The organism is Shewanella sp. SM101 (assembly GCF_025654465.1).
In the GTDB taxonomy this organism is placed as follows: domain Bacteria; phylum Pseudomonadota; class Gammaproteobacteria; order Enterobacterales; family Shewanellaceae; genus Shewanella; species Shewanella oncorhynchi.
The window spans coordinates 91,113-111,169 of the sequence record NZ_JAKKRH010000002.1; the positions used below are offsets into that span (position 1 = coordinate 91,113).

A 20,057-nucleotide genomic window follows, 5' to 3' on the forward strand; every position below is an offset into this window, starting at 1 on the left:
TTAAGAAACCCTTATATTTAGACAGGTGAAAAATGGATAAATTAGGTCAAGAATGGGTATCTGCCGCAGTCGATGGAGAGACTGATGAGCAGACCATGGCAGAGTTATCTGCTGATACACATTCACATGATAAATGGCATAACTATCATATGATAGGCGATGCCATGCGTGGCGAATTGCCGCAGACTATTGTGTTAGATCTCTCTGCTAGCATTGCTGCCGCCATTGAACTTGAGCCAGCGATAGTTGCGCCTAAGCATCATGCGTCTAAAGTTACTGCACCTGTAACGCCACAAATTGCCGCCAATTCGGAGCAAAGCCGCGTCGTACCTTTATTTAAGCAATTTGGTCAATATGCCATTGCTGCGACGGTTGCTATGTTTGCGATTGTGGGTGTGCAGAATTACAATCAGAGCGCCGATGATGCCGCGTCACCATCGCCCGTATTGATTACCAGACCGCTTATTGGTAGCGCATCACCTGTGAGCCTACAAACCGGTCCTGTACAACAGAATCAAGGCTATACCAATGATCAGGTGAATGAGCAACGTCGCCGAATTAATACTTATATCCAAGATCATATGTTGCAACAACGATTGAATACTGGTGCGGTTGTAGAGGACAATACCGAGGTCGTACCCGTTCCGGTCAATCAATAACGAGGAGTTAGCTTGCGTCTAATCCTGTTGGCTTTATTAGCCTTGGTCTTTCCTGCAACCGCGCAGGAAGACATACCTGCCAAAGCTTGGCTCGAGAAAATGAGTCAGGCTTTACGAGAGAAAGAGTTTAAAGCATCGATTATTCAACTTCAGGCCGATCATATTCGGCCTTTGGTTTACCTGCATGGTAAGGTGAATAATCAAGAAGTTGCCTTTCTAGAATACCTTAACGGTCCACCTAAAAATGCAGTGCGTGTCGGTAATCGTGTCACCTTTATTGAGCACGATGAGCCTGCGTATAGTATCGTTTCTAATCATATTCAAGGTGTCTGGCCCGCTGCTTTCTCTGCCAATATGGCGGACTTAGAAGTGGGTTATCAGTTTGTACTCGGTGGCCGTACCCGTATCGCTGGGCGTCCAGGGCAGATGATCCGCCTGTTGCCCAATGATGAATTCCGTTATGGCTTTCAAATTTGGCTTGATATGGAAACCTATCTGCCGCTGAGATACGACATGCTGACTCAAGATAAGCAATTACTTGAGCAGATCATGGTGATTGAACTCATTGAATTCAGCGAGCCGCCAGCCATTTTGCAAGAGGCTTATAAGCAAGAGTGGCCGGCAGTTATCGATCAAGCCGAGCGCCAAGACGGTCAAAACTGGCAATTTGCTTGGTTACCCGCAGGTTTTACTGTGGTAGTGCGCGACCACCATAGATTAATTGGCAGTCACGAAGCGGTGGAGTACATAGCACTGACCGATGGACTAGCAAATATTTCTGTTTATGTGGCGCGTGCGGGCACGAGTCCATTGCCTGAAGAATTAATTACCCGTAATGGCTTGTCGTTAGTCTCAGAAAAAGTCGGTAATGCCGAAGTGGTTGCTGTGGGTAAAGTGCCGACAGAAACCCTAACGCGCATTGCTAAAAGTCTGACGCTAGAATAGGACGCCGATTATGATGGAAGAAATTGCCAGAGTCGTCTCCAGTGATAGTCAAGGCTGGTTGACGGTTGAAGTGGAACTTAAGAGTACTTGCAAGAGCTGCAGTAACAGTGAGTCTTGCGGGACCTCTGCTGTCGCTCAGGCTTTTTCCTCGAAAACCCAGCAATTTTCTATTCAGAGTGACTGCCGCTGTGAGGCTGGTGAATTACTCAAATTAGGCCTTCCCGAGAGCGTGATCCTCAAATCCGCGGCATTAATCTATTTAATGCCGCTGTTTGGCCTGTTTGTCGGCGCAGCGTTAGGACAATTTTTAGGCCAGTTGCTTGAGTTTAATCCTAACCTAGGTGCCATGGGCTTTGCTGCCGTTGGTGCCTTGATTGCGTGGTCTTTTGGTAAGCAACAGGCTAAACGTTTAGAAGTTGATGCTCAGCCTGTGATTTTGGCCTATTTAGGTAGGAGTATCAATTTAAACGAATTAGCCCAATAATTTCAATGTGTTATTTTTTATCAAATAGCAGCTAACTGCGGTTTGGGGCGTTGTTTTATCGGCCTGTCTTAAGTAGGAGTGAATGTGATTGGTATTGAAACCGCAATCAGGTACAATTTCGCTCCTTTGAACCGTATCCATTTTCAGTATTAGTCATTGCAGCATAATGAAACAAATTAGAAACTTCTCAATTATTGCCCATATCGACCATGGTAAATCGACGCTATCAGATCGTCTTATTCAGGTTTGTGGCGGTTTAACCGACCGTGAAATGGATTCTCAAGTTTTAGATTCTATGGATCTAGAACGTGAGCGTGGTATTACGATTAAGGCACAAAGTGTCACTTTGGATTATAAAGCCAAAGATGGCCTTGTCTATCAACTCAACTTTATTGATACCCCAGGTCACGTTGACTTCTCCTACGAGGTCTCGCGCTCATTAGCTGCCTGTGAAGGTGCTTTGCTGGTGGTTGATGCGGGTCAGGGCGTTGAAGCTCAGACACTGGCAAACTGTTATACCGCGCTGGATATGAATCTAGATGTGGTACCCATTTTAAACAAGATTGACTTACCACAAGCCGATCCAGAACGTGTTGCTGCCGAGATTGAAGATATCGTCGGTATTGATGCGATGGATGCTGTGCGTTGTTCGGCTAAAACCGGTGTCGGTGTCGACGAGGTTTTAGAAGTCATTGTTGCCAAAATTCCACCGCCAGAAGGCGATCCTGACGCACCATTGCAAGCCTTGATCATCGATTCTTGGTTTGATAATTACTTAGGCGTAGTGTCGTTAGTGCGAATTAAACACGGTAGCCTGAAAAAAGGTGACAAGTTTAAGGTAATGTCTACAGGGCAAAACCACACGGCTGATCGCGTGGGTATTTTCACTCCAAAACAAACTGACAAAACCGAACTTAAAACCGGTGAAGTCGGCTTTGTGATTGCGGGTCTGAAGGAAATTCACGGCGCGCCCGTGGGCGATACGTTAACTTTAGCCAAAAATGGTGCTGAAAAGCCGTTACCTGGTTTTAAGAAAGTGAAGCCACAGGTATACGCTGGCGTATTCCCAATTTCGACCGACGAATATGAAAACTTCCGTGATGCGCTGAACAAACTCAGCCTGAACGATGCGTCATTATTCTTTGAACCTGAAAGTTCATCGGCACTCGGTTTTGGTTTCCGCATTGGCTATTTAGGCCTGCTCCACATGGAAATCGTACAAGAGCGTTTAGAGCGTGAATACAACCTAGAGTTGATCACCACTGCGCCAACCGTAGTGTACGAAGTTGTCATGACCAGCGGTGAAACGATTTACGTTGATAACCCGTCTGATCTGCCTGCGATTAACAACATTGAAGAAATGCGTGAGCCGATTGTTGAGGCCAACATTTTAGTGCCAAAAGAATACTTAGGTAACGTGATTACCCTGTGTATTGAAAAACGTGGCACCCAAGTGAACATGGTTTACCACGGTAACCAAGTGGCTGTAACTTACCATCTGCCAATGGCGGAAGTGGTCATGGATTTCTTCGACCGTTTGAAGTCCACTAGCCGTGGCTATGCATCCCTCGAATATAACTTTATTCGTTTCGATCCTGCAGACATGGTGCGTTTAGATATTCTCATCAACGGCGACCGAGTCGACGCCTTGGCTATGGTTATCCATAGATCAAACATTCGTCACCGTGGTTTAGCCTTAGTGGATAAGATGAAAGAACTTATTCCACGTCAGATGTTTGATATTGCGATTCAAGCGGCGGTGGGCAGTCAAATTATTGCACGTTCAACCGTGAAAGCCCTGCGTAAAGACGTAACGGCTAAGTGTTATGGCGGCGACGTTTCTCGTAAGAAAAAACTCTTAAATAAACAAAAAGAGGGTAAGAAACGGATGAAGCAAGTAGGTAACGTTGAGGTGCCACAAGAAGCATTCTTAGCGGTACTTAAGCTAAACGAGTAATCGTTAGTATAAGAAGTGACAATTTAGTTGACTATTGCGCCGCTGTTTGCGGCGCTTTAGTTAGGTTATCGCATTGGTTTATCACTTTGGTTTACCAAGGTCGAATACGGTAAGTTAACTAAAGTATAATATTCGCTGAGTTAGGCACCTTTAATTATTTTTAAGGCAGGAGTTCAATAAGCAATGGCAGCGTATTTTTCCATTATTCTAGTGCTAATCACCCTGATCTCAGGACTTATTTGGTTAGTCGATGTGCTCGTTTTCGCCCCAAAGCGTCGTGAGAGTTTAGCGTTAGCAAAGGCATCACAAGCGAATTTAACTGAAGAAGCTGAGTACCAAATCATTCGTGAGTCGACCATAGTCGAAACCGCGCATTCTATCTTCCCTGTGATTGCCTTTGTGTTGATCCTACGTTCATTCATTTATGAACCATTTCAAATCCCATCGGGTTCTATGATGCCAACCCTCTTAGTGGGCGACTTCATTCTGGTGGAAAAATTTAGTTATGGGCTTAAAGATCCCGTATGGCGCACTAAACTGGTTGAAACTGGCGAGCCCAAACGCGGTGATGTGGTGGTATTTAAATATCCTGAAAATCCGCAAATTGACTACATTAAGCGTGTTGTCGGTTTACCGGGTGATAGAATTATTTACCGTAACAAGCAGTTGATGATCCAGAAGGCCTGTGGCGTTGAGCAAACAGCTTGCCCAGAACCACAAGTTATCGCCCGTACTGAAATCAGTCGTGGTGATTACAGCCAAGATGGCGTGCCATTACTGCGTTACACGGAGCAACTGGGCGAGGTCGCCCACGATATTTTGATCAACCCAAGTCGTCCCGACATGCTGGGATATTTTAAGCGCGAAGGTAATTTACCCGCGGGTGAGTTTTTAGTGCCAGAAGGCCATTACTTTGCCATGGGCGATAACCGCGATAACAGTACCGACAGTCGTTTCTGGGGCTTTGTGCCAGAAGAGAACCTTGTTGGTAAAGCGGTAGCGATTTGGATTAGTTTTGAATTTGACCGTTCAAAAGCCGACTTCCTCCCAACTTGGGTGCCAAGCGGTGTACGTTTTGAGCGTGTAGGTGGAATTAAATAGCATGGAACCGATTAAAAATTTGCCACGTTTGTGTCGTACTTTAGGTTATGAGTTCAAGAATATTGAGCTTTTGACTCAAGCGCTGACCCACAGAAGTGCGGCAAATAAACACAATGAACGCTTAGAGTTTTTAGGTGATTCAATTTTATCTATTGTGATTTCTGATGCTTTATATCATCAGTTTCCGAAGGCAACCGAAGGCGATTTAAGCCGGATGCGTGCCACCTTAGTTCGCGGTGATACCTTAACTATCATCGCCCAAGAGTTTAAGCTCGGCGATTATTTATATCTCGGTCCTGGCGAGTTGAAAAGTGGCGGATTTAGACGCGAGTCGATTCTTGCCGATGCGGTTGAAGCCATTATTGGCGCCGTTTACCTTGATTCCGATCTCGAAGTTTGCCGTGCATTACTGCTGAAATGGTATGCCGAGCGTTTGGCCGAAATCCAACCTGGGATCAGCCAGAAAGACGCTAAGACATTACTGCAAGAACATTTACAAGGGTTTAAAAAGCCGCTGCCTGATTACCAAGTAATCAACATAGAAGGCGATGCCCACGATCAGACATTTACCGTTGAATGTCGTATTGAAGACTTGAGTCAAAGCGTCATTGGTGTGGCGAGTTCACGCCGTAAAGCCGAGCAAATCGCGGCCGCTCAAGTATTGGAGTTACTAAAGAAATGACCAAAAAAACAGACTTGTCAGGTATCGATGCTGCAAAAGCGGCAACTGAGCCGAGTTTAGATGAATTACTGGCAAGGATGAATGCGGCCGCGCCAACGCCGTCGGCCCAATACGATGTCACTTATTGCGGCATGGTAGCGATCATTGGTCGCCCTAACGTCGGTAAATCAACGTTAATTAACCGTTTACTTGGTCAGAAGGTAAGTATTACTTCTAAAAAGCCACAAACAACGCGCCACCGTATCATGGGTATTCATACCGATGGTCCGAAGCAAATCGTGTTCATCGATACACCAGGTTTACACATAGAAGAGCAGCGGGCGATTAACCGCCTTATGAACCGCGCAGCAGCCAGTTCGCTTGCCGATGTAGCTATGGTAATTTTCGTGGTCGATGGCATGACGTGGACCGCCGATGATGAGATGGTGTTGAGTAAATTACGCCGTGGCGGTGAAGAGCGTCAGACAATTCTGGCGATTAACAAAGTCGACAATATCAAAGACAAAGAATCGCTGTTCCCGTATTTGGAAGAAGTCGCCAAAAAATATCCTTTCGATGAAATTTTGCCGATTTCAGCCAGTAAAGGTACCAACGTTAAGCGCATTTTAGAGCTAGCGGCGGCGTCTATTCCTGAAGGACCTTTCTTCTTCCCTGAAGACTATGTTACCGACCGTTCGCAACGTTTTATGGCGTCGGAAATTGTGCGCGAAAAACTGATGCGTTTCCTAGGTGATGAATTACCCTATGATGCGACGGTTGAGATCGAACAGTTTAAGATGATGGAAAATGGCGTTTATCAAATCAATGCCCTGATCCTCGTTGAGCGTGAAGGCCAGAAACGTATGGTGATCGGTAGCAAGGGCGAACGTATTCGCACTATTGCGACTCAAGCCCGCTTAGACATGGAAACCTTATTTGATAATAAAGTCTTCCTTGAAGTGTGGGTGAAAGTGAAATCTGGTTGGGCCGATGATGAACGCGCCTTGCGTAGCTTAGGTTACGGCGACGATTAAGCATTAATTTCAGCGAGCGCGCTTACCGATGAAACGTGGTTACGTTTTACATCATCGCCCATATCGAGAGTCCAGTGTCTTAGTTAACCTCTTAGTTGACGGCATTGGACGGGTTGATGTGGTTGCCCGAACCGGCAGCGGTAAGCGCTCTATCAAGAGTATTCTCCAGCCCTTTCAACCGCTGATCTTCGAATTTAGCGGTAAGTCTGAATTAAAAACCTTAACTCAAGTCGAAGCCGCTGCACCTGCTGTGCCTCTTTCTGGTCAAAGCTTGTTTGCTGGCATGTATATCAATGAGTTATTGGTTCGCACTTTGTCTGTACAGCACAATGCTGAAGAGTTGTTCCTCATTTATCATCAAGCCTTAGTCGGCCTTGCCGCGAAGTTTTGCCAATCCCAACTGCGTTATATTGAGCTTGCCTTGCTGCGGGAATTAGGTTTTATGCCTTCTCTTAGTCGCGATACTCAAGGTGAACCACTCGTACCTGACGATTATTATCAGCTCGTGCCTGAGCTAGGTTTTCAATTTGTGCTCAACTCCCGTGCTCGCAATGCTTATCAAGGGGCAATGTTGACGGCGCTTAACGATAACCAGCTCACCGACGCACATTTTTTGAGCGCTAAGTTGTTGATGCGCTCCCTATTAACGCCATTACTCGGGACTAAACCTTTGTTGAGTCGACAATTGTTCGTCAGCACTGCCGTACCAACTAAGATTGATGGGAATAATTCGCCCTAGCTCCTGTTTTTTAGCGTGAGCCTAAGTACAATAGGCCGCAATATCAGCGTTAAACATTAAGGAGTTCCCGATGAGCCGTATCTTATTGGGCGTGAATATCGACCATATTGCTACTCTGCGCCAAGCCCGTGGCACCAGTTATCCTGATCCTGTGCATGCTGCTGCCGTTGCTGAACATGCTGGCGCCGATGGCATCACTATCCATTTGCGTGAAGACAGACGCCACATCATAGACCGCGATGTGTATCTGTTGGCAAAAACCTTGAAAACCCGCATGAATTTTGAATGTGCTGTGACCGAAGAAATGCTTAACATCGCCTGTGAAATTAAGCCGACCTATGTCTGTTTAGTGCCAGAAAAACGTCAAGAAGTCACCACTGAAGGTGGTTTAGATGTAGCGGGGCAGTTAGATAAAATCACTGCTGCAGTGACTCGTTTAGCTGCTGAGGGTATTCAAGTCTCCTTATTTATCGATGCCGATAAAACCCAAATCGATGCCGCTGTTGCCGCTGGCGCACCGCTTATTGAAATTCATACTGGCTGTTATGCCGATGCGAAAACGGAAGCAGAAGAAGCCACTGAGTTAGCGCGTATTAGCGAAATGGCCAAATACGCCCATAGCAAAGGTTTAGTGGTTAACGCAGGTCATGGTCTGCATTATCACAACGTGAAACCGATTGCGGCGATTCCTGAGTTATATGAGCTCAATATCGGCCATGCGATTGTCGCCCGTGCCGCGATAGACGGTTTAGCGACAGCAGTGAAAGACATGAAAGTGTTAATGCTTGAAGGTCGTCGGGGCGAGTAATGGCGATTATCGGTCTAGGCACAGATATCGTCGAGATTGAGCGTATTCAGGCCCATGTGGCACGCGCAGGTGACAAGCTGGCGAAACGTGTGCTGACCGAGGCTGAGTTAGCCATTTATACTGCCCATAGTCAGCCAAGTCGTTATCTTGCCAAGCGTTTTGCTGCAAAAGAAGCCGCAGCCAAAGCCCTCGGTACGGGTATTGGCCGCGGCGTGTCGTTTCAGCATATTCACATTGGCAACAATGAGGATGGTGCACCGACGATTCACTTTACCGAGGGGGCGCTGACTCGCTTACAGCAGCTTAAAGCGACGGTTGGGCATATCTCTATTGCCGATGAAAAATCCTACGCGATTGCGACGGTAATCATAGAGTCTCAATAAACCCGAGTTTGTGTCTGTTGGCGGTAAAAAAGGAACCTTAGGGTTCCTTTTTTCATTTCTGGATGGGTATCCAAATCAGTACCAAATTACTGAATGCAACAATTTATTTACTTTTACTGTTCAGCTTAATTATTTTACGTTAGTTTATGGATTGCGCGTCGCTCAATTTGGCGCACGTAAAAGCAGGGGCAAATGAAGAGGAACCCGACATGAAATCCGCCGCAGAGCAGTTATCGACCTACAAAAGTGTGCATTTAAATCAGCGTAATATTCAGACCCATTTTATTGGCATCCCACTGATTATTTGGTCTGCTTTCCTGTTGTTGGCCACAGTGCGTATTCCGCTGGGGAGTATGGGAGAGACAAGTTTAGCAGTGATAGTCGGTATATTCGTGTTGGCCTATTATGTCCGTTTACACTTAAGGCTTTCAATGGGGCTCATATTATTTATGGTACCTGTGCTGCTCACGACTGAGTGGGCGGCGCATATCGCCGGTGCCACTTGGCTTGCCCTAGGGGTATTTGTGGTGGGCTGGGTGTTCCAGCTAATTGGCCATCAATATGAAAAAGCCAAGCCTGCCTTTGTGGATGACTTAAATCAGCTATTAATTGGGCCATTTTTCTTAATGGCGGAAGTGTATTTTATGTTGGGCTTAGAAAAGGCGCTGAATGCCCAGATAACACCAATGGCGCTTGAGAAGCGTCGTATGCTTGAGGCGAAAAAGTCTGCATAGCTTGGCTAGATAGTGAATTAGAGTAGATAGATTTATAGCTTGGGGGAGCATCATCGCTTGGAGGTAATCGTCCGCCGGACCACATCTTAACTTGTGTGGTTCGGCCATTTTTTATGCTCAAAATTGAGGATTAAACTCTGGGGGGATGATAATACAGCGGGATAATTCTCACTGTATTAATCATATTCTCTGACACATCAATTATCTCTAATGGATAACCTGCTAAACGTAAACTGGTATTCGCAGAAGGAATTTCCTCCAGATACTCCAGAATCAGACCATTGAGGGTTTTAGGGCCATCTGTGGGAAAGTTCCACTTCATTTCTTTATTCAAATCGCGGATCGTAATGCCCGCATCGACTAAGTAGCTGCCATCTTGCTGGACCTTAATGTCTTCACTCGGGGTGGTCAACATAGAAGTGGTAAAGTCACCGACAATTTCTTCGAGAATATCTTCGAGTGTTACTAGACCTTGAATATCACCATATTCATCAACGACTAAGCCGATGCGCTCTTTATTTTGTTGGAAGTTAGCTAGCTGCACATTGAGTGGCGTACCTTCTGGCACAAAGTAGAGTTCTTTCACTGCACGTAGCAAAGATGACTTGCTAAATTGCTCTTTAGATTGGAGGCGCAGGGCATCGCGTAGATGAATAAAGCCCACTGCATCGTCTATGGTGTCGCGATACACTAACACTCGGGTATGTGGACTTTGGATCACCTGACGATTGATAACCTTAAATTCGTCATTGACGTTAATTCCGTAGATATCTGAGCGTGGCACCATAATATCTTCAACGGTGACTTTCTCTAAATCCAAGATAGATAACAGCATTTCTTGGTGGCGTCGGGGGATGAGTGCCCCTGCCTCATGCACCACAGTACGCAGCTCTTCTTGGCTTAATGCATCGCTACTATTAACGGTTTTTATCCCCATTAAACGTAAGATACCTGTGGTTATTAAATTAACGCTTGAGACAACATAGGCAAAGGTAGAGGAAAGTATAAGTAGCAGTATGCTAGAGGGAAAAGCAATACGCTCAGGATTTAGCGCGGCGATGGTTTTTGGCGTGACTTCAGCAAAAACGAGCACGACTAACGTAAGCACGCCAGTTGCAACAGCGACCCCTAAGTCGCCCCAAAGACGCATACCAATGATAGTCGCAATAGCCGATGCGGAAATATTGACTAAGTTATTGCCAATTAAGATCAATCCAATCAAACGGTCAGGACGCTCAAGTAACTTCAAGGCTCTAATCGCCCCTTTATGGCCATTGTTGGCTAAGTGGCGTAAACGGTAACGGTTGAGAGTCATCATTGCGGTTTCTGAGCCTGAAAAATAGGCAGAGAATAGGATAAGCACTAGTAAAACGATCAGGAGTGCGCTTGTCGATATAGCGTCCAAAAAAGGCTCCAATGTGGCCAGTAAACTTAAGTAAATACCGACATTTAAAAAAAGTGTCAAGTCGGCCGCAGCAATAACTGCCCCAGCCGACTTAAATGTTTAGTTGAGGATTAACTCTTTGACAATGCGCGCGCCAAAATACGCGAGCGAAAGTAAGGATGCGCCAGTCAGAGTATAAATGACTGCGGTACGAATTTTACAACCGACCCAATACTGTTGCCACAGCATAGTAATGTATACAAACCAAGCCATTATCGACAGAATTGCCTTATGACCTTTACCATCGGCGAACATATCTTCAAGGAAGATAAAACCAGTCGCGAGCGACAAACTGAGCAAGATAACGCCGATAATCACCAGGTGATAAAGCTGTTTTTCAACTGTCATCAGCGGCGGAATGCCAGGGCTCAGCATAAATTGTTTTTTCTTCAGTTTATTTTGGATCATCGCCAGTTGTATCGCATACAGGGCGGCAATCATCAGGGCGCTGTAGGCCATGAGTGACAATACGACGTGGGCTAATACTTCAGGATAAAGCTCAAAATGTGTGATGAATTTAGGCGGCAATAACCAGAGTAGGGCAACCGAAAGCACTGAGCAGGCATAAACCACGGGCACGACGACGATGACCTTCAGCCTGAACATCAATATCGTAAAAGTAAAAGCGATAATCCAGTTCACTAAGGAAATCACATTCGTCAGGCTAAAGTTTTGGCCATCTGTGGTGAAAATCACTTGTGATAATGCTGCGGCATGCAAAATTACCGCAATAGCGGCAAAGCCTGCGACAGCACGGCGATTCGGACCGTCTGGGTGAAACAATCTACTCGTCACTAGTACCAATGCAATGCAATAAAAAAACATGGCTGAGGCAGAAAAGATGACCATGGGTAATTAACCTATTTGTGTAGTTAAAGGTGCCTTAAAAACGGGGCATACAGATCAATATTTTCCCTAGAATAACATGAGCTGTCGGCAAATGGGCAGTGACATGAGTTGCAAAATTTAGCAGATTCTTATTGTTAGGGTTAAATAGTGTGTCGACGACAATAAAACATGACTCAGCGCAAGTAAAACACTTAACCACAATCAAGATGGGTGCAGCAGTAGCATAATGCGCATGCATCGTTATAATACAGCCCATCAATCGAGATTCTTAAAGGTATAGAACAGGACGATGTTTGAGAACCTAACCGACAGACTGTCACGCACACTGAAAAATATCAGTGGCCGTGGTCGCTTAACTGAAGAAAACGTTAAGGAAACCCTGCGCGAAGTGCGTATGGCACTGCTGGAGGCCGATGTTGCCCTGCCTGTGGTGCGCGAATTTGTTAATAACGTAAAAGAACGTGCCGTAGGCCAAGAAGTCTCTAAAAGCTTAAGCCCTGGCCAAGCCTTTATTAAGATAGTTCAAAGTGAACTTGAAAAATCCATGGGCGAGGCGAATGAAGCCCTAGATTTAGCCACTCAGCCGCCAGCTGTGATTATGATGGCGGGTCTGCAAGGTGCGGGTAAAACCACCAGTGTGGCCAAACTGGGTAAATTTTTACGCGAACGCCATAAAAAATCGGTATTAGTCGTCAGTGCTGACGTTTATCGCCCCGCGGCGATTAAACAGCTTGAGACGTTAGCGCAAGAAGTGGCGGTGGAGTTTTTCCCATCGGACGTTAGCCAAAAGCCAATCGACATTGCGAAAGCGGCGATTGCCCACGCTAAATTAAAGTTTATCGATGTGGTGATCCTCGATACCGCGGGTCGTCTGCACGTCGACGAAGCCATGATGGACGAGATCAAAGGCTTACACGCTGCGGTCAAGCCTATCGAGACCTTGTTCGTTGTGGATGCTATGACAGGTCAAGATGCGGCGAACACGGCTAAGGCGTTTAACGAAGCTTTGCCACTGACAGGGGTTATCTTAACCAAAGTCGATGGTGATGCACGTGGTGGTGCCGCGTTATCGATTCGCCATATTACCGGCAAGCCAATTAAATTCCTCGGTGTCGGTGAAAAGACCGATGCGTTAGAACCGTTCCATCCCGATCGTATTGCCTCGCGTATTTTGGGCATGGGCGATGTGTTATCGCTTATCGAAGAAGTTGAGCGCGGCGTCGATAAAGAAAAGGCCATGAAACTGGCTTCGAAAGTGAAGCAGGGTGGCAGTTTTGATTTAGAAGATTTCCGTGAGCAGTTACAGCAAATGAAAAACATGGGCGGCATGATGAACATGCTGGAAAAACTACCCGGTGTGGGTCAATTGCCCCCAGAAGCCTTAGCGCAAATCCAAGACGGCAAGATGACAGGCCAAATGGAAGCCATCATTAATTCTATGACGTCCAAAGAGCGTAAGAACCCTGATTTAATCAAGGGTTCACGCAAGCGTCGTATTGCTGCGGGTTCTGGCACGCAAATCCAAGACGTAAACCGTTTATTGAAACAGTTTACGCAAATGCAAAAGATGATGAAAAAAATGTCTGCTAAGGGCGGCATGCAAAAAATGATGCGCGGAATGCGTGGCATGATGCCGCCAGGAATGAAATTTCCGGGACGTTAATCGGGCATTTTTAGTTAAACTTAGCACTTTATCAGTCGGTTGACTCTGGCAACAATGAACCGCTTACTGAGGGCACAGGCGTAATAATCGCCATCTTTGGTTGCATTCGTTGGAAAGTCAGGTAAAATCTTCCGGCTTTCTATCTGGGACTCTTCGCGAACACGGGGTTCCAGTTTTTATTTTTGCTTCAAGCAAATCATTAGAGGATTGAAAACGCATGGTTACCATTCGTTTAGCTCGTGGCGGCGCAAAAAAGCGTCCATTTTACAACATCGTTGTTGCTGATAGCCGTAACGCTCGTGACGGTCGTTTCATCGAGCGTGTTGGTTTCTTCAACCCATTGGCCCGTGGCCAAGAAGAAACTTTACGTTTAGACCTAGCTCGCGTTGAGCACTGGGTTTCTAACGGTGCAGCTGCTACAGAACGTGTAGCAAAACTGATCAAAGACGCTCGTAAAGCAACAGCTTAATAGCGTTAAGGTATAGATTGATGAGCAGTAACCAACAGCCAGTCGTACTGGGGAAATTAGGCTCCTGTCATGGCATTAAAGGTTGGCTGAAAATCACCGCCTATACCGATTCTGTTGAAGGTATCTTTGACTATTCACCTTGGCTTATTAAAGAAAATGGTGAGTGGCGCGAAATAAAGGTCACCCAGTGGCGTTATCAAGGCAAGGCCGTTGTTGCCTTACTTGATGGCGTAGAAACACGGGAGCAAGCGCAAATGCTCACAAATTGTGAGATTGCGATTTTGCCGGAACAGATGAACGATTTGCCAGCAGATGAATTCTACTGGCGTGATCTCATCGGTTGCGAAGTGGTCAATACAACAGGCTATAACATGGGGATTGTCGATCAGATCGTGGAAACAGGATCGAACGACGTATTACTTGTTAAAGCCAACGCTAAAGATAGTTTCGGCAAAGTGGAACGTATGATCCCCTTTGTCCCTGAGCAGTTCATCAAAACGGTGGACCTGCAAGGTAAACAGATTTTAGTGGATTGGGATCCTGACTTCTAAGTCGAGGTACAACAGATGTGGTTAGGGGTAATAACCCTGTTCCCAGAGATGTTCGGTGCCGTGACAGACTTTGGAGTTACGGGTCGAGCCGTGAAAAACGGCCTGCTCGAGTTGCACACGTGGAATCCCCGTGATTTCACCCATGATAGACATAATACGGTAGATGACAGGCCTTACGGCGGTGGTCCCGGAATGTTGATGATGGTGCAACCCTTGCGCGATGCCATCCGTGCAGCGAAAGCCGCAGCGGGTGAAGGTGCGAAGGTGATTTACTTGTCACCTCAAGGACGCAAGCTGGATCAGCAAGGCGTCACTGAGTTGGCTCAATCATCACGTTTGATTTTGGTCTGTGGTCGATACGAAGGTATTGATGAACGCATCATTCAAACGGAAGTGGATGAAGAGTGGTCGATAGGGGATTACGTGCTTTCGGGCGGCGAATTACCGGCGATGACTCTGATAGATTCAGTATCGAGATTGGTTCCTGGCGTGCTAGGAAAACAAGCTTCGGCGGAGCAAGATTCTTTCTCCGACGGTTTACTGGATTGTCCACATTACACTCGCCCTGAAAGCTTGGATGGTCTTGACGTACCGGCAGTGCTGCTAAGTGGCAACCACGAACAAATTAGACTCTGGCGTTTACAGCAAAGCCTTGGTAGGACTTTACTTAGACGGCCAGAATTATTGCAAAATCTAGCTCTGACTGACGAACAAACGACTCTATTAGCGCAGTTCGTTGAAGCAATGAACAAGCATGCTTAGTCGTAGCTCAGTTAATTCTAGAACGGAGTAAGTTATGAACAACATCATTAAAATGCTCAACGATGAGCAAATGAAACAAGACGTACCTGCGTTTGGTGCTGGTGATACAGTAGTCGTTCAGGTTCGTGTTAAAGAAGGCGATAAAGAGCGTTTACAGGCTTTTGAAGGCGTTGTAATTGCTAAGCGTAACCGTGGTCTGCACTCTGCATTCACAGTACGTAAAATCTCTAATGGCGAAGGTGTTGAGCGTGCTTTCCAAACGCACAGCCCACTGATCGCTAGCATTGAAGTTAAGCGTCGTGGTCGCGTTCGTCGCGCCAAACTGTACTATCTGCGTGATCGTTCAGGTAAATCTGCACGTATCCGTGAGAAGCTGGCAACTAAGTAATAGTTACCGCTACAGAAAACAAGACGTAGTGTTCGCACAGAAAACCGCCCTAGTGGCGGTTTTTTGTTGCTGTTTTTTGAGTATTTATACTTGATCTAAAGAGAATGAACAGGCATAGTGGTCGCCTGATTGTAATGGTGTAGCATTACAAAAGTACATTGCGATGGATTTACGCTATTTTATATCCGAAATGAATGCCCAAGCTGACTTGAAGTCCTGCTTCGATAACTGGGTTAAACACTAAGTCTTAGGTGGTAAGCATGCAACAAGATACGATTAACAACGTACACATTAGTTCAGAGAAAGTTTTAATCACGCCGCAAGAGCTTAAAAATGCCTTGCCACTCTCTGAGCATGCTTATCGTTATATTCTTAATGCTCGCAAAACCGTGGCTGATATCGTCCACAAGCGCGACAATCGAGTATTGATCGTCACTGGCCCTTGCTCTATCCACGATATCACCGCGGCTAAGGAATATGCCTTAAAGCTTAAAAAGTTGCACGATGAACTCAGTGATGAGTTTTACATCTTAATGCGAGTCTACTTCGAAAAGCCGCGTACCACGGTAGGTTGGAAGGGCATGATCAACGACCCCGATATGGATGAATCCTTCGATGTCGAAAAAGGCCTGAAAATGGCCCGTGAGCTAATGATTTGGTTGGCCGAGTTAGGACTGCCTGTTGCCACCGAAGCACTCGATCCTATCAGTCCTCAGTACATTTCTGAGCTTGTCACTTGGTCTGCCATTGGCGCTCGCACCACTGAATCGCAAACCCATAGGGAAATGGCATCGGGTCTTTCTATGCCGGTGGGCTTTAAAAATGGCACCGATGGTAAGCTCGATGTAGCGATTAATGCGCTAAAATCGGCGGCCAGTAGCCACAGATTTATGGGCATAAACCAACAGGGCCAAGTCGCATTATTGCAAACTGCAGGTAATCCCGATGGCCATGTGATTTTACGCGGTGGTGCAACGCCCAACTATGATGCGGCGAGTGTGGCAGAGTGTGAAACGCAGCTCCATAAAGCCAAACTCAATGCACGTTTGATCATCGATTGCAGCCATGGTAATTCATCCAAAGACTACAGCCGCCAAAAGCCTGTCTGTGAAGATGTGTTCGAGCAGATTTTTAACGGCAATAAGTCGATTATTGGCGTCATGCTAGAAAGTCATTTAAATGAAGGCAATCAAAGTTGTGATAGGCCATTAAGCGAGCTTGCTTACGGTGTTTCTGTAACAGATTCTTGTATTAATTGGGAAAAAACAGAAACCATTTTACGGGAAGGCGCAGCGAAGTTATCTTCAATACTTCCAACGCGTTTCGATATGCTTAAAGTAGCTAACGCTTAAATTGGTTACAGCTTAATGGACTCAGGTATGAATGAAAAAACAACGGCCGAATTAGAACACCTTCGCGGCCTGATTGATGGTGTTGATCAGCAATTACTGCACTTACTGCGTAAGCGCTTGGATCTCGTTGCGCAAGTGGGCACGGTGAAACACGGCGCCGGTTTACCTATTTATGCTCCTCAGCGTGAAGCCGCCATGCTGGCTAAACGCCGTGAAGAAGCAAAAACTATGGGGATCGAGCCGCAGTTGATCGAAGATATTTTGCGTCGCTTGATGCGTGAGTCTTACCTCAATGAAAAAGATGTTGGTTTTAAGCAAGTTAAAAAAGATCTTGGCTCAGTGGTGATTGTCGGCGGTAAAGGGCAACTCGGTGGACTATTTTCACAAATGCTGACCTTATCCGGCTACCAAGTGAATTTGCTCGATAAAGACGATTGGCGGCAAGCGGATAGCTTATTTGCCGATGCGGGGATGGTGTTAGTGACAGTGCCTATTGCGATTACCTGTGAGCTTATTCGTGAAAAACTGACCCAGTTACCAGCAGATTGCATTCTGGCAGATTTGACCTCCATCAAGACTGAGCCGGTTAAAGCCATGCTTGAGGCGCATTCTGGTCCTGTCGTTGGTTTTCATCCTATGTTTGGTCCTGATGTGGGCAGTCTGGCGAAGCAAGTCGTGGTGGTGTGTCATGGTCGCTCGCCGGAAAAATACCAGTGGTTGCTTGAGCAGATCGCCATTTGGGGCGCGCGGATTGTCGAAGCAGAACCAGAGCGTCACGACAATGCGATGCAGCTAGTGCAGGCAATGCGTCACTTCTCGACCTTTGTGTATGGTTTGAATCTGTGTAAGGAAGAGGCCGATATTGATACTTTACTGCAATTTAGCTCGCCGATTTACCGATTAGAATTGGCTATGGTAGGGCGCTTATTCGCCCAAAGCCCAGAGCTTTACGCCGATATTATTTTTGCCCAGCAAGATAGCCAGCATGCTATTGGTGATTATTTAGATAACTACCGTGAAGCGTTAGAGCTACTAAAACGGGGTGACAGGAACGAGTTTATTAAGCAGTTCCAAAGTGTCGCCAAATGGTTTGGGGATTTTGCACCTCAATTCCAGCGCGAAAGTCGTATTATGCTGCAATCGGTTAATGATATGAAAACCAATTAATAAATAAACAGTTACCCTTTAAAACGCCCATCATTGATGGGCGTTTTTTTATGGATTTTAACAGGTCACATTGTATTAATTAGCAATTGCTTAAGGTGATCTTTCTCTAACATTTAGCATCTCACTTTAGAAATGACTGTCGCTTATGGCACGTTTAGGTAGACTAGTTTTAAACATGCAAAAATAAAGCATGAATTTAAATTAGGAGTCTATCCATGTTCTGTATTCAGTGTGAGCAAACCATTCGTACACCCGCTGGCAATGGTTGTAGTTATTCCCAAGGTATGTGTGGCAAGTTGGCGGCAACGTCCGATCTGCAAGACTTGCTGATTTACATGCTACAAGGCGTGTCTGTATATGCGGTTAAAGCTCGCGAGCTGGGCATTATCGATGCTGAAATTGATAGTTTTGTGCCTAAAGCCTTTTTCGCGACCCTCACCAACGTCAACTTCGATGATGAGCGCATTATGGCCTATACCCAGCAGGCGGCTAAGTATCGTGCTCAGTTAAAAGCTTCTTACGAAGCGGCTTGTGAACAAGCCGGTATTGCTGCTGAGCAAGTGCCGCAAGTCGCTCAGTTAGTGCTGGGGACAAGTAAGATTGAAATGCTAGCGCAGGCACCGATTGCACTGCTGAATAAAGATAAGCATGAAGTTCATGAAGACATCATGGGATTGAGGTTATTGTGTTTATATGGCCTTAAGGGCGCGGCTGCTTATATGGAGCATGCTCGCGTGTTGGGGCAGACTGATGCTGATGTGGCAGGGCGCTTCCATGAAATCATGTCTTTCTTAGGTGAGCCGAGTGTAGATGGCGATAAGCTGTTTACTACGGCTATGGACATAGGTCAGTTGAACTACCGCATAATGGCAATGCTGGATGCGGGTGAAACTCAGGCCTTTGGTCATCCTGAGCCAACTGTGGTCAACACTAAGTCAGTTAAGGGCAAAGCCATACTAGTCTCTGGCCATGACATGAAGGATTTAGAGCTTATTCTCGAGCAGACTGTAGGCAAGGGTATCAATGTGTTTACCCACGGTGAAATGCTTCCTGCACTGGCGTATCCAGCCTTTAAAAAATATGCACATCTTGTCGGAAATTACGGCAGTGCTTGGCAGAATCAACAGCAAGAATTTGCCAATTTCCCTGGCGCTGTGGTGATGACATCTAACTGTATTATCGATCCAAATGTGGGTAGTTATAGTGATCGTATCTTTACTCGCAGCATAGTGGGCTGGCCTGGTGTGGTGCATATCGAAGGAGATGATTTCTCGGCTGTCATTGATAAAGCGTTAGCCTTAGAAGGCTTTATCTATGATGAAATCCCACACACTATCACTATTGGTTTTGCCCGTAATGCCTTGATGGCCGCAGCGCCCGCCGTGGTTGAAAATGTGAAGAGTGGTGCGATTAAGCATTTCTTCCTTGTTGGCGGTTGCGATGGCGACAAAGCCGACAGAAGCTACTTCACTGAACTTGCTAAATCCACACCTAAGGATTCAATAATCCTGACGCTAGGCTGTGGTAAGTACAAATTCAATAAGCTCGAATTTGGTGACATTAACGGTATTCCACGTTTGCTCGATGTGGGCCAATGTAACGATGCCTATTCAGCGATTCAGTTAGCGATTGCATTAGCTGAAGTGTTTGAATGTGATATCAATGAATTACCTCTGAGCTTAGTGCTTTCTTGGTTTGAGCAAAAAGCCATTGTAGTACTGCTGACGCTGTTGTCACTTGGCGTTAAAAATATTCGAACAGGCCCGACGCCACCTGCATTCCTGACGGCCAATTTAGCCAAAGTTTTGGAAGATAAGTTTGGCTTGCGTAATACCACGACAGTCGAAGCCGATTTAAAAAATATGTTAAACGTGGCTTAAATCAACCAAGAATTGTTGCTGAACTGC

The 20,057-nt window shown here is 46.0% G+C and carries 21 protein-coding genes; 19 read left to right on the forward strand and 2 right to left on the reverse strand.

Translation table 11 applies throughout. The annotated features are described in order from the left end of the window. Positions 1 to 32 precede the first annotated feature (32 nt). The 11 genes from L5M38_RS01435 to L5M38_RS01485 all read left to right on the forward strand — a co-directional run bounded on the left by L5M38_RS01435 (position 33) and on the right by L5M38_RS01485 (position 9,505). Positions 33 to 659 carry a sigma-E factor negative regulatory protein gene (locus L5M38_RS01435; protein ID WP_263165629.1) on the forward strand — a complete coding sequence of 209 codons (627 nt, stop codon included), beginning with the start codon at positions 33 to 35 and terminating at the stop codon, positions 657 to 659. Between the two features lie 12 nt (positions 660 to 671). Then, entirely contained in the window at positions 672 to 1,604 is a 933-nt protein-coding gene (locus L5M38_RS01440; protein ID WP_263165631.1) for a MucB/RseB C-terminal domain-containing protein, read from the forward strand. Between the two features lie 10 nt (positions 1,605 to 1,614). Then, on the forward strand, positions 1,615 to 2,088 hold the full coding sequence (locus L5M38_RS01445; protein ID WP_263178112.1) for a SoxR reducing system RseC family protein: 474 nt from the start codon (positions 1,615 to 1,617) through the stop codon (positions 2,086 to 2,088). Between the two features lie 166 nt (positions 2,089 to 2,254). Beyond that, complete coding sequence (lepA, locus tag L5M38_RS01450; protein ID WP_028760822.1) at positions 2,255 to 4,045, forward strand: translation elongation factor 4; 1,791 nt, start codon at positions 2,255 to 2,257, stop codon at positions 4,043 to 4,045. A gap of 183 nt (positions 4,046 to 4,228) precedes the next feature. Then, the gene (gene lepB / locus L5M38_RS01455; RefSeq protein ID WP_113940664.1) at positions 4,229 to 5,146 is read left to right on the forward strand and encodes a signal peptidase I; all 918 of its coding nucleotides are present in this window, start codon (positions 4,229 to 4,231) and stop codon (positions 5,144 to 5,146) included. Position 5,147: 1 nt separating this feature from the next. Continuing rightward, positions 5,148 to 5,828: a ribonuclease III gene (gene rnc, locus L5M38_RS01460; protein ID WP_012088603.1), complete on the forward strand. Its 681-nt coding sequence runs from the start codon at positions 5,148 to 5,150 to the stop codon at positions 5,826 to 5,828. Then, positions 5,825 to 6,841, forward strand: coding sequence for a GTPase Era (gene era / locus L5M38_RS01465; RefSeq protein ID WP_028760819.1), 1,017 nt, complete (start codon positions 5,825 to 5,827; stop codon positions 6,839 to 6,841). Before rnc ends, era begins: the two co-directional genes overlap by 4 nt. A gap of 28 nt (positions 6,842 to 6,869) precedes the next feature. Next, positions 6,870 to 7,580: a DNA repair protein RecO gene (recO, locus tag L5M38_RS01470; RefSeq protein WP_028760818.1), complete on the forward strand. Its 711-nt coding sequence runs from the start codon at positions 6,870 to 6,872 to the stop codon at positions 7,578 to 7,580. A gap of 70 nt (positions 7,581 to 7,650) precedes the next feature. Continuing rightward, the gene (pdxJ, locus tag L5M38_RS01475) at positions 7,651 to 8,388 is read left to right on the forward strand and encodes a pyridoxine 5'-phosphate synthase (protein WP_263165636.1); all 738 of its coding nucleotides are present in this window, start codon (positions 7,651 to 7,653) and stop codon (positions 8,386 to 8,388) included. Then, positions 8,388 to 8,771 (forward strand): holo-ACP synthase, encoded by a 384-nt coding sequence (gene acpS, locus L5M38_RS01480; RefSeq protein ID WP_263165638.1) that lies wholly within the window; start codon positions 8,388 to 8,390, stop codon positions 8,769 to 8,771. The genes pdxJ and acpS overlap by 1 nt, the downstream gene beginning before the upstream one ends. 209 nt (positions 8,772 to 8,980) lie before the next feature. Further along, the gene (locus L5M38_RS01485; protein ID WP_131523031.1) at positions 8,981 to 9,505 is read left to right on the forward strand and encodes a DUF962 domain-containing protein; all 525 of its coding nucleotides are present in this window, start codon (positions 8,981 to 8,983) and stop codon (positions 9,503 to 9,505) included. Positions 9,506 to 9,635: 130 nt separating this feature from the next. Here L5M38_RS01485 and L5M38_RS01490 read toward each other — a convergent pair whose 3' ends face one another. Both L5M38_RS01490 and L5M38_RS01495 read right to left on the reverse strand, forming a co-directional pair. Next, positions 9,636 to 10,910, reverse strand: coding sequence for an HlyC/CorC family transporter (locus L5M38_RS01490; protein WP_113940661.1), 1,275 nt, complete (start codon positions 10,908 to 10,910; stop codon positions 9,636 to 9,638). A 99-nt stretch (positions 10,911 to 11,009) separates the two neighbouring features. Then, positions 11,010 to 11,798 (reverse strand): inner membrane protein YpjD, encoded by a 789-nt coding sequence (locus L5M38_RS01495; protein ID WP_028760813.1) that lies wholly within the window; start codon positions 11,796 to 11,798, stop codon positions 11,010 to 11,012. 289 nt (positions 11,799 to 12,087) lie between these two features. On the opposite strand from L5M38_RS01495, the gene ffh reads away from it, so the two are divergent. From ffh to hcp, 8 genes are all read left to right on the forward strand, one after another. Continuing rightward, the gene (gene ffh, locus L5M38_RS01500; RefSeq protein ID WP_006080787.1) at positions 12,088 to 13,461 is read left to right on the forward strand and encodes a signal recognition particle protein; all 1,374 of its coding nucleotides are present in this window, start codon (positions 12,088 to 12,090) and stop codon (positions 13,459 to 13,461) included. Positions 13,462 to 13,678: 217 nt separating this feature from the next. Further along, the gene (gene rpsP / locus L5M38_RS01505) at positions 13,679 to 13,930 is read left to right on the forward strand and encodes a 30S ribosomal protein S16 (RefSeq protein WP_006080788.1); all 252 of its coding nucleotides are present in this window, start codon (positions 13,679 to 13,681) and stop codon (positions 13,928 to 13,930) included. Positions 13,931 to 13,950: 20 nt separating this feature from the next. Beyond that, positions 13,951 to 14,481, forward strand: coding sequence for a ribosome maturation factor RimM (gene rimM, locus L5M38_RS01510; RefSeq protein ID WP_006080789.1), 531 nt, complete (start codon positions 13,951 to 13,953; stop codon positions 14,479 to 14,481). Between the two features lie 15 nt (positions 14,482 to 14,496). Further along, positions 14,497 to 15,243 carry a tRNA (guanosine(37)-N1)-methyltransferase TrmD gene (trmD, locus tag L5M38_RS01515; protein ID WP_263165641.1) on the forward strand — a complete coding sequence of 249 codons (747 nt, stop codon included), beginning with the start codon at positions 14,497 to 14,499 and terminating at the stop codon, positions 15,241 to 15,243. A 34-nt stretch (positions 15,244 to 15,277) separates the two neighbouring features. Then, entirely contained in the window at positions 15,278 to 15,631 is a 354-nt protein-coding gene (gene rplS / locus L5M38_RS01520) for a 50S ribosomal protein L19 (RefSeq protein ID WP_006080791.1), read from the forward strand. 260 nt (positions 15,632 to 15,891) lie between these two features. Then, complete coding sequence (locus L5M38_RS01525; protein ID WP_263160815.1) at positions 15,892 to 16,983, forward strand: 3-deoxy-7-phosphoheptulonate synthase; 1,092 nt, start codon at positions 15,892 to 15,894, stop codon at positions 16,981 to 16,983. A gap of 27 nt (positions 16,984 to 17,010) precedes the next feature. Further along, positions 17,011 to 18,150 (forward strand): bifunctional chorismate mutase/prephenate dehydrogenase, encoded by a 1,140-nt coding sequence (tyrA, locus tag L5M38_RS01530; RefSeq protein ID WP_263160814.1) that lies wholly within the window; start codon positions 17,011 to 17,013, stop codon positions 18,148 to 18,150. A 215-nt stretch (positions 18,151 to 18,365) separates the two neighbouring features. Then, complete coding sequence (gene hcp, locus L5M38_RS01535) at positions 18,366 to 20,030, forward strand: hydroxylamine reductase (protein WP_263165645.1); 1,665 nt, start codon at positions 18,366 to 18,368, stop codon at positions 20,028 to 20,030. Positions 20,031 to 20,057 lie beyond the last annotated feature (27 nt).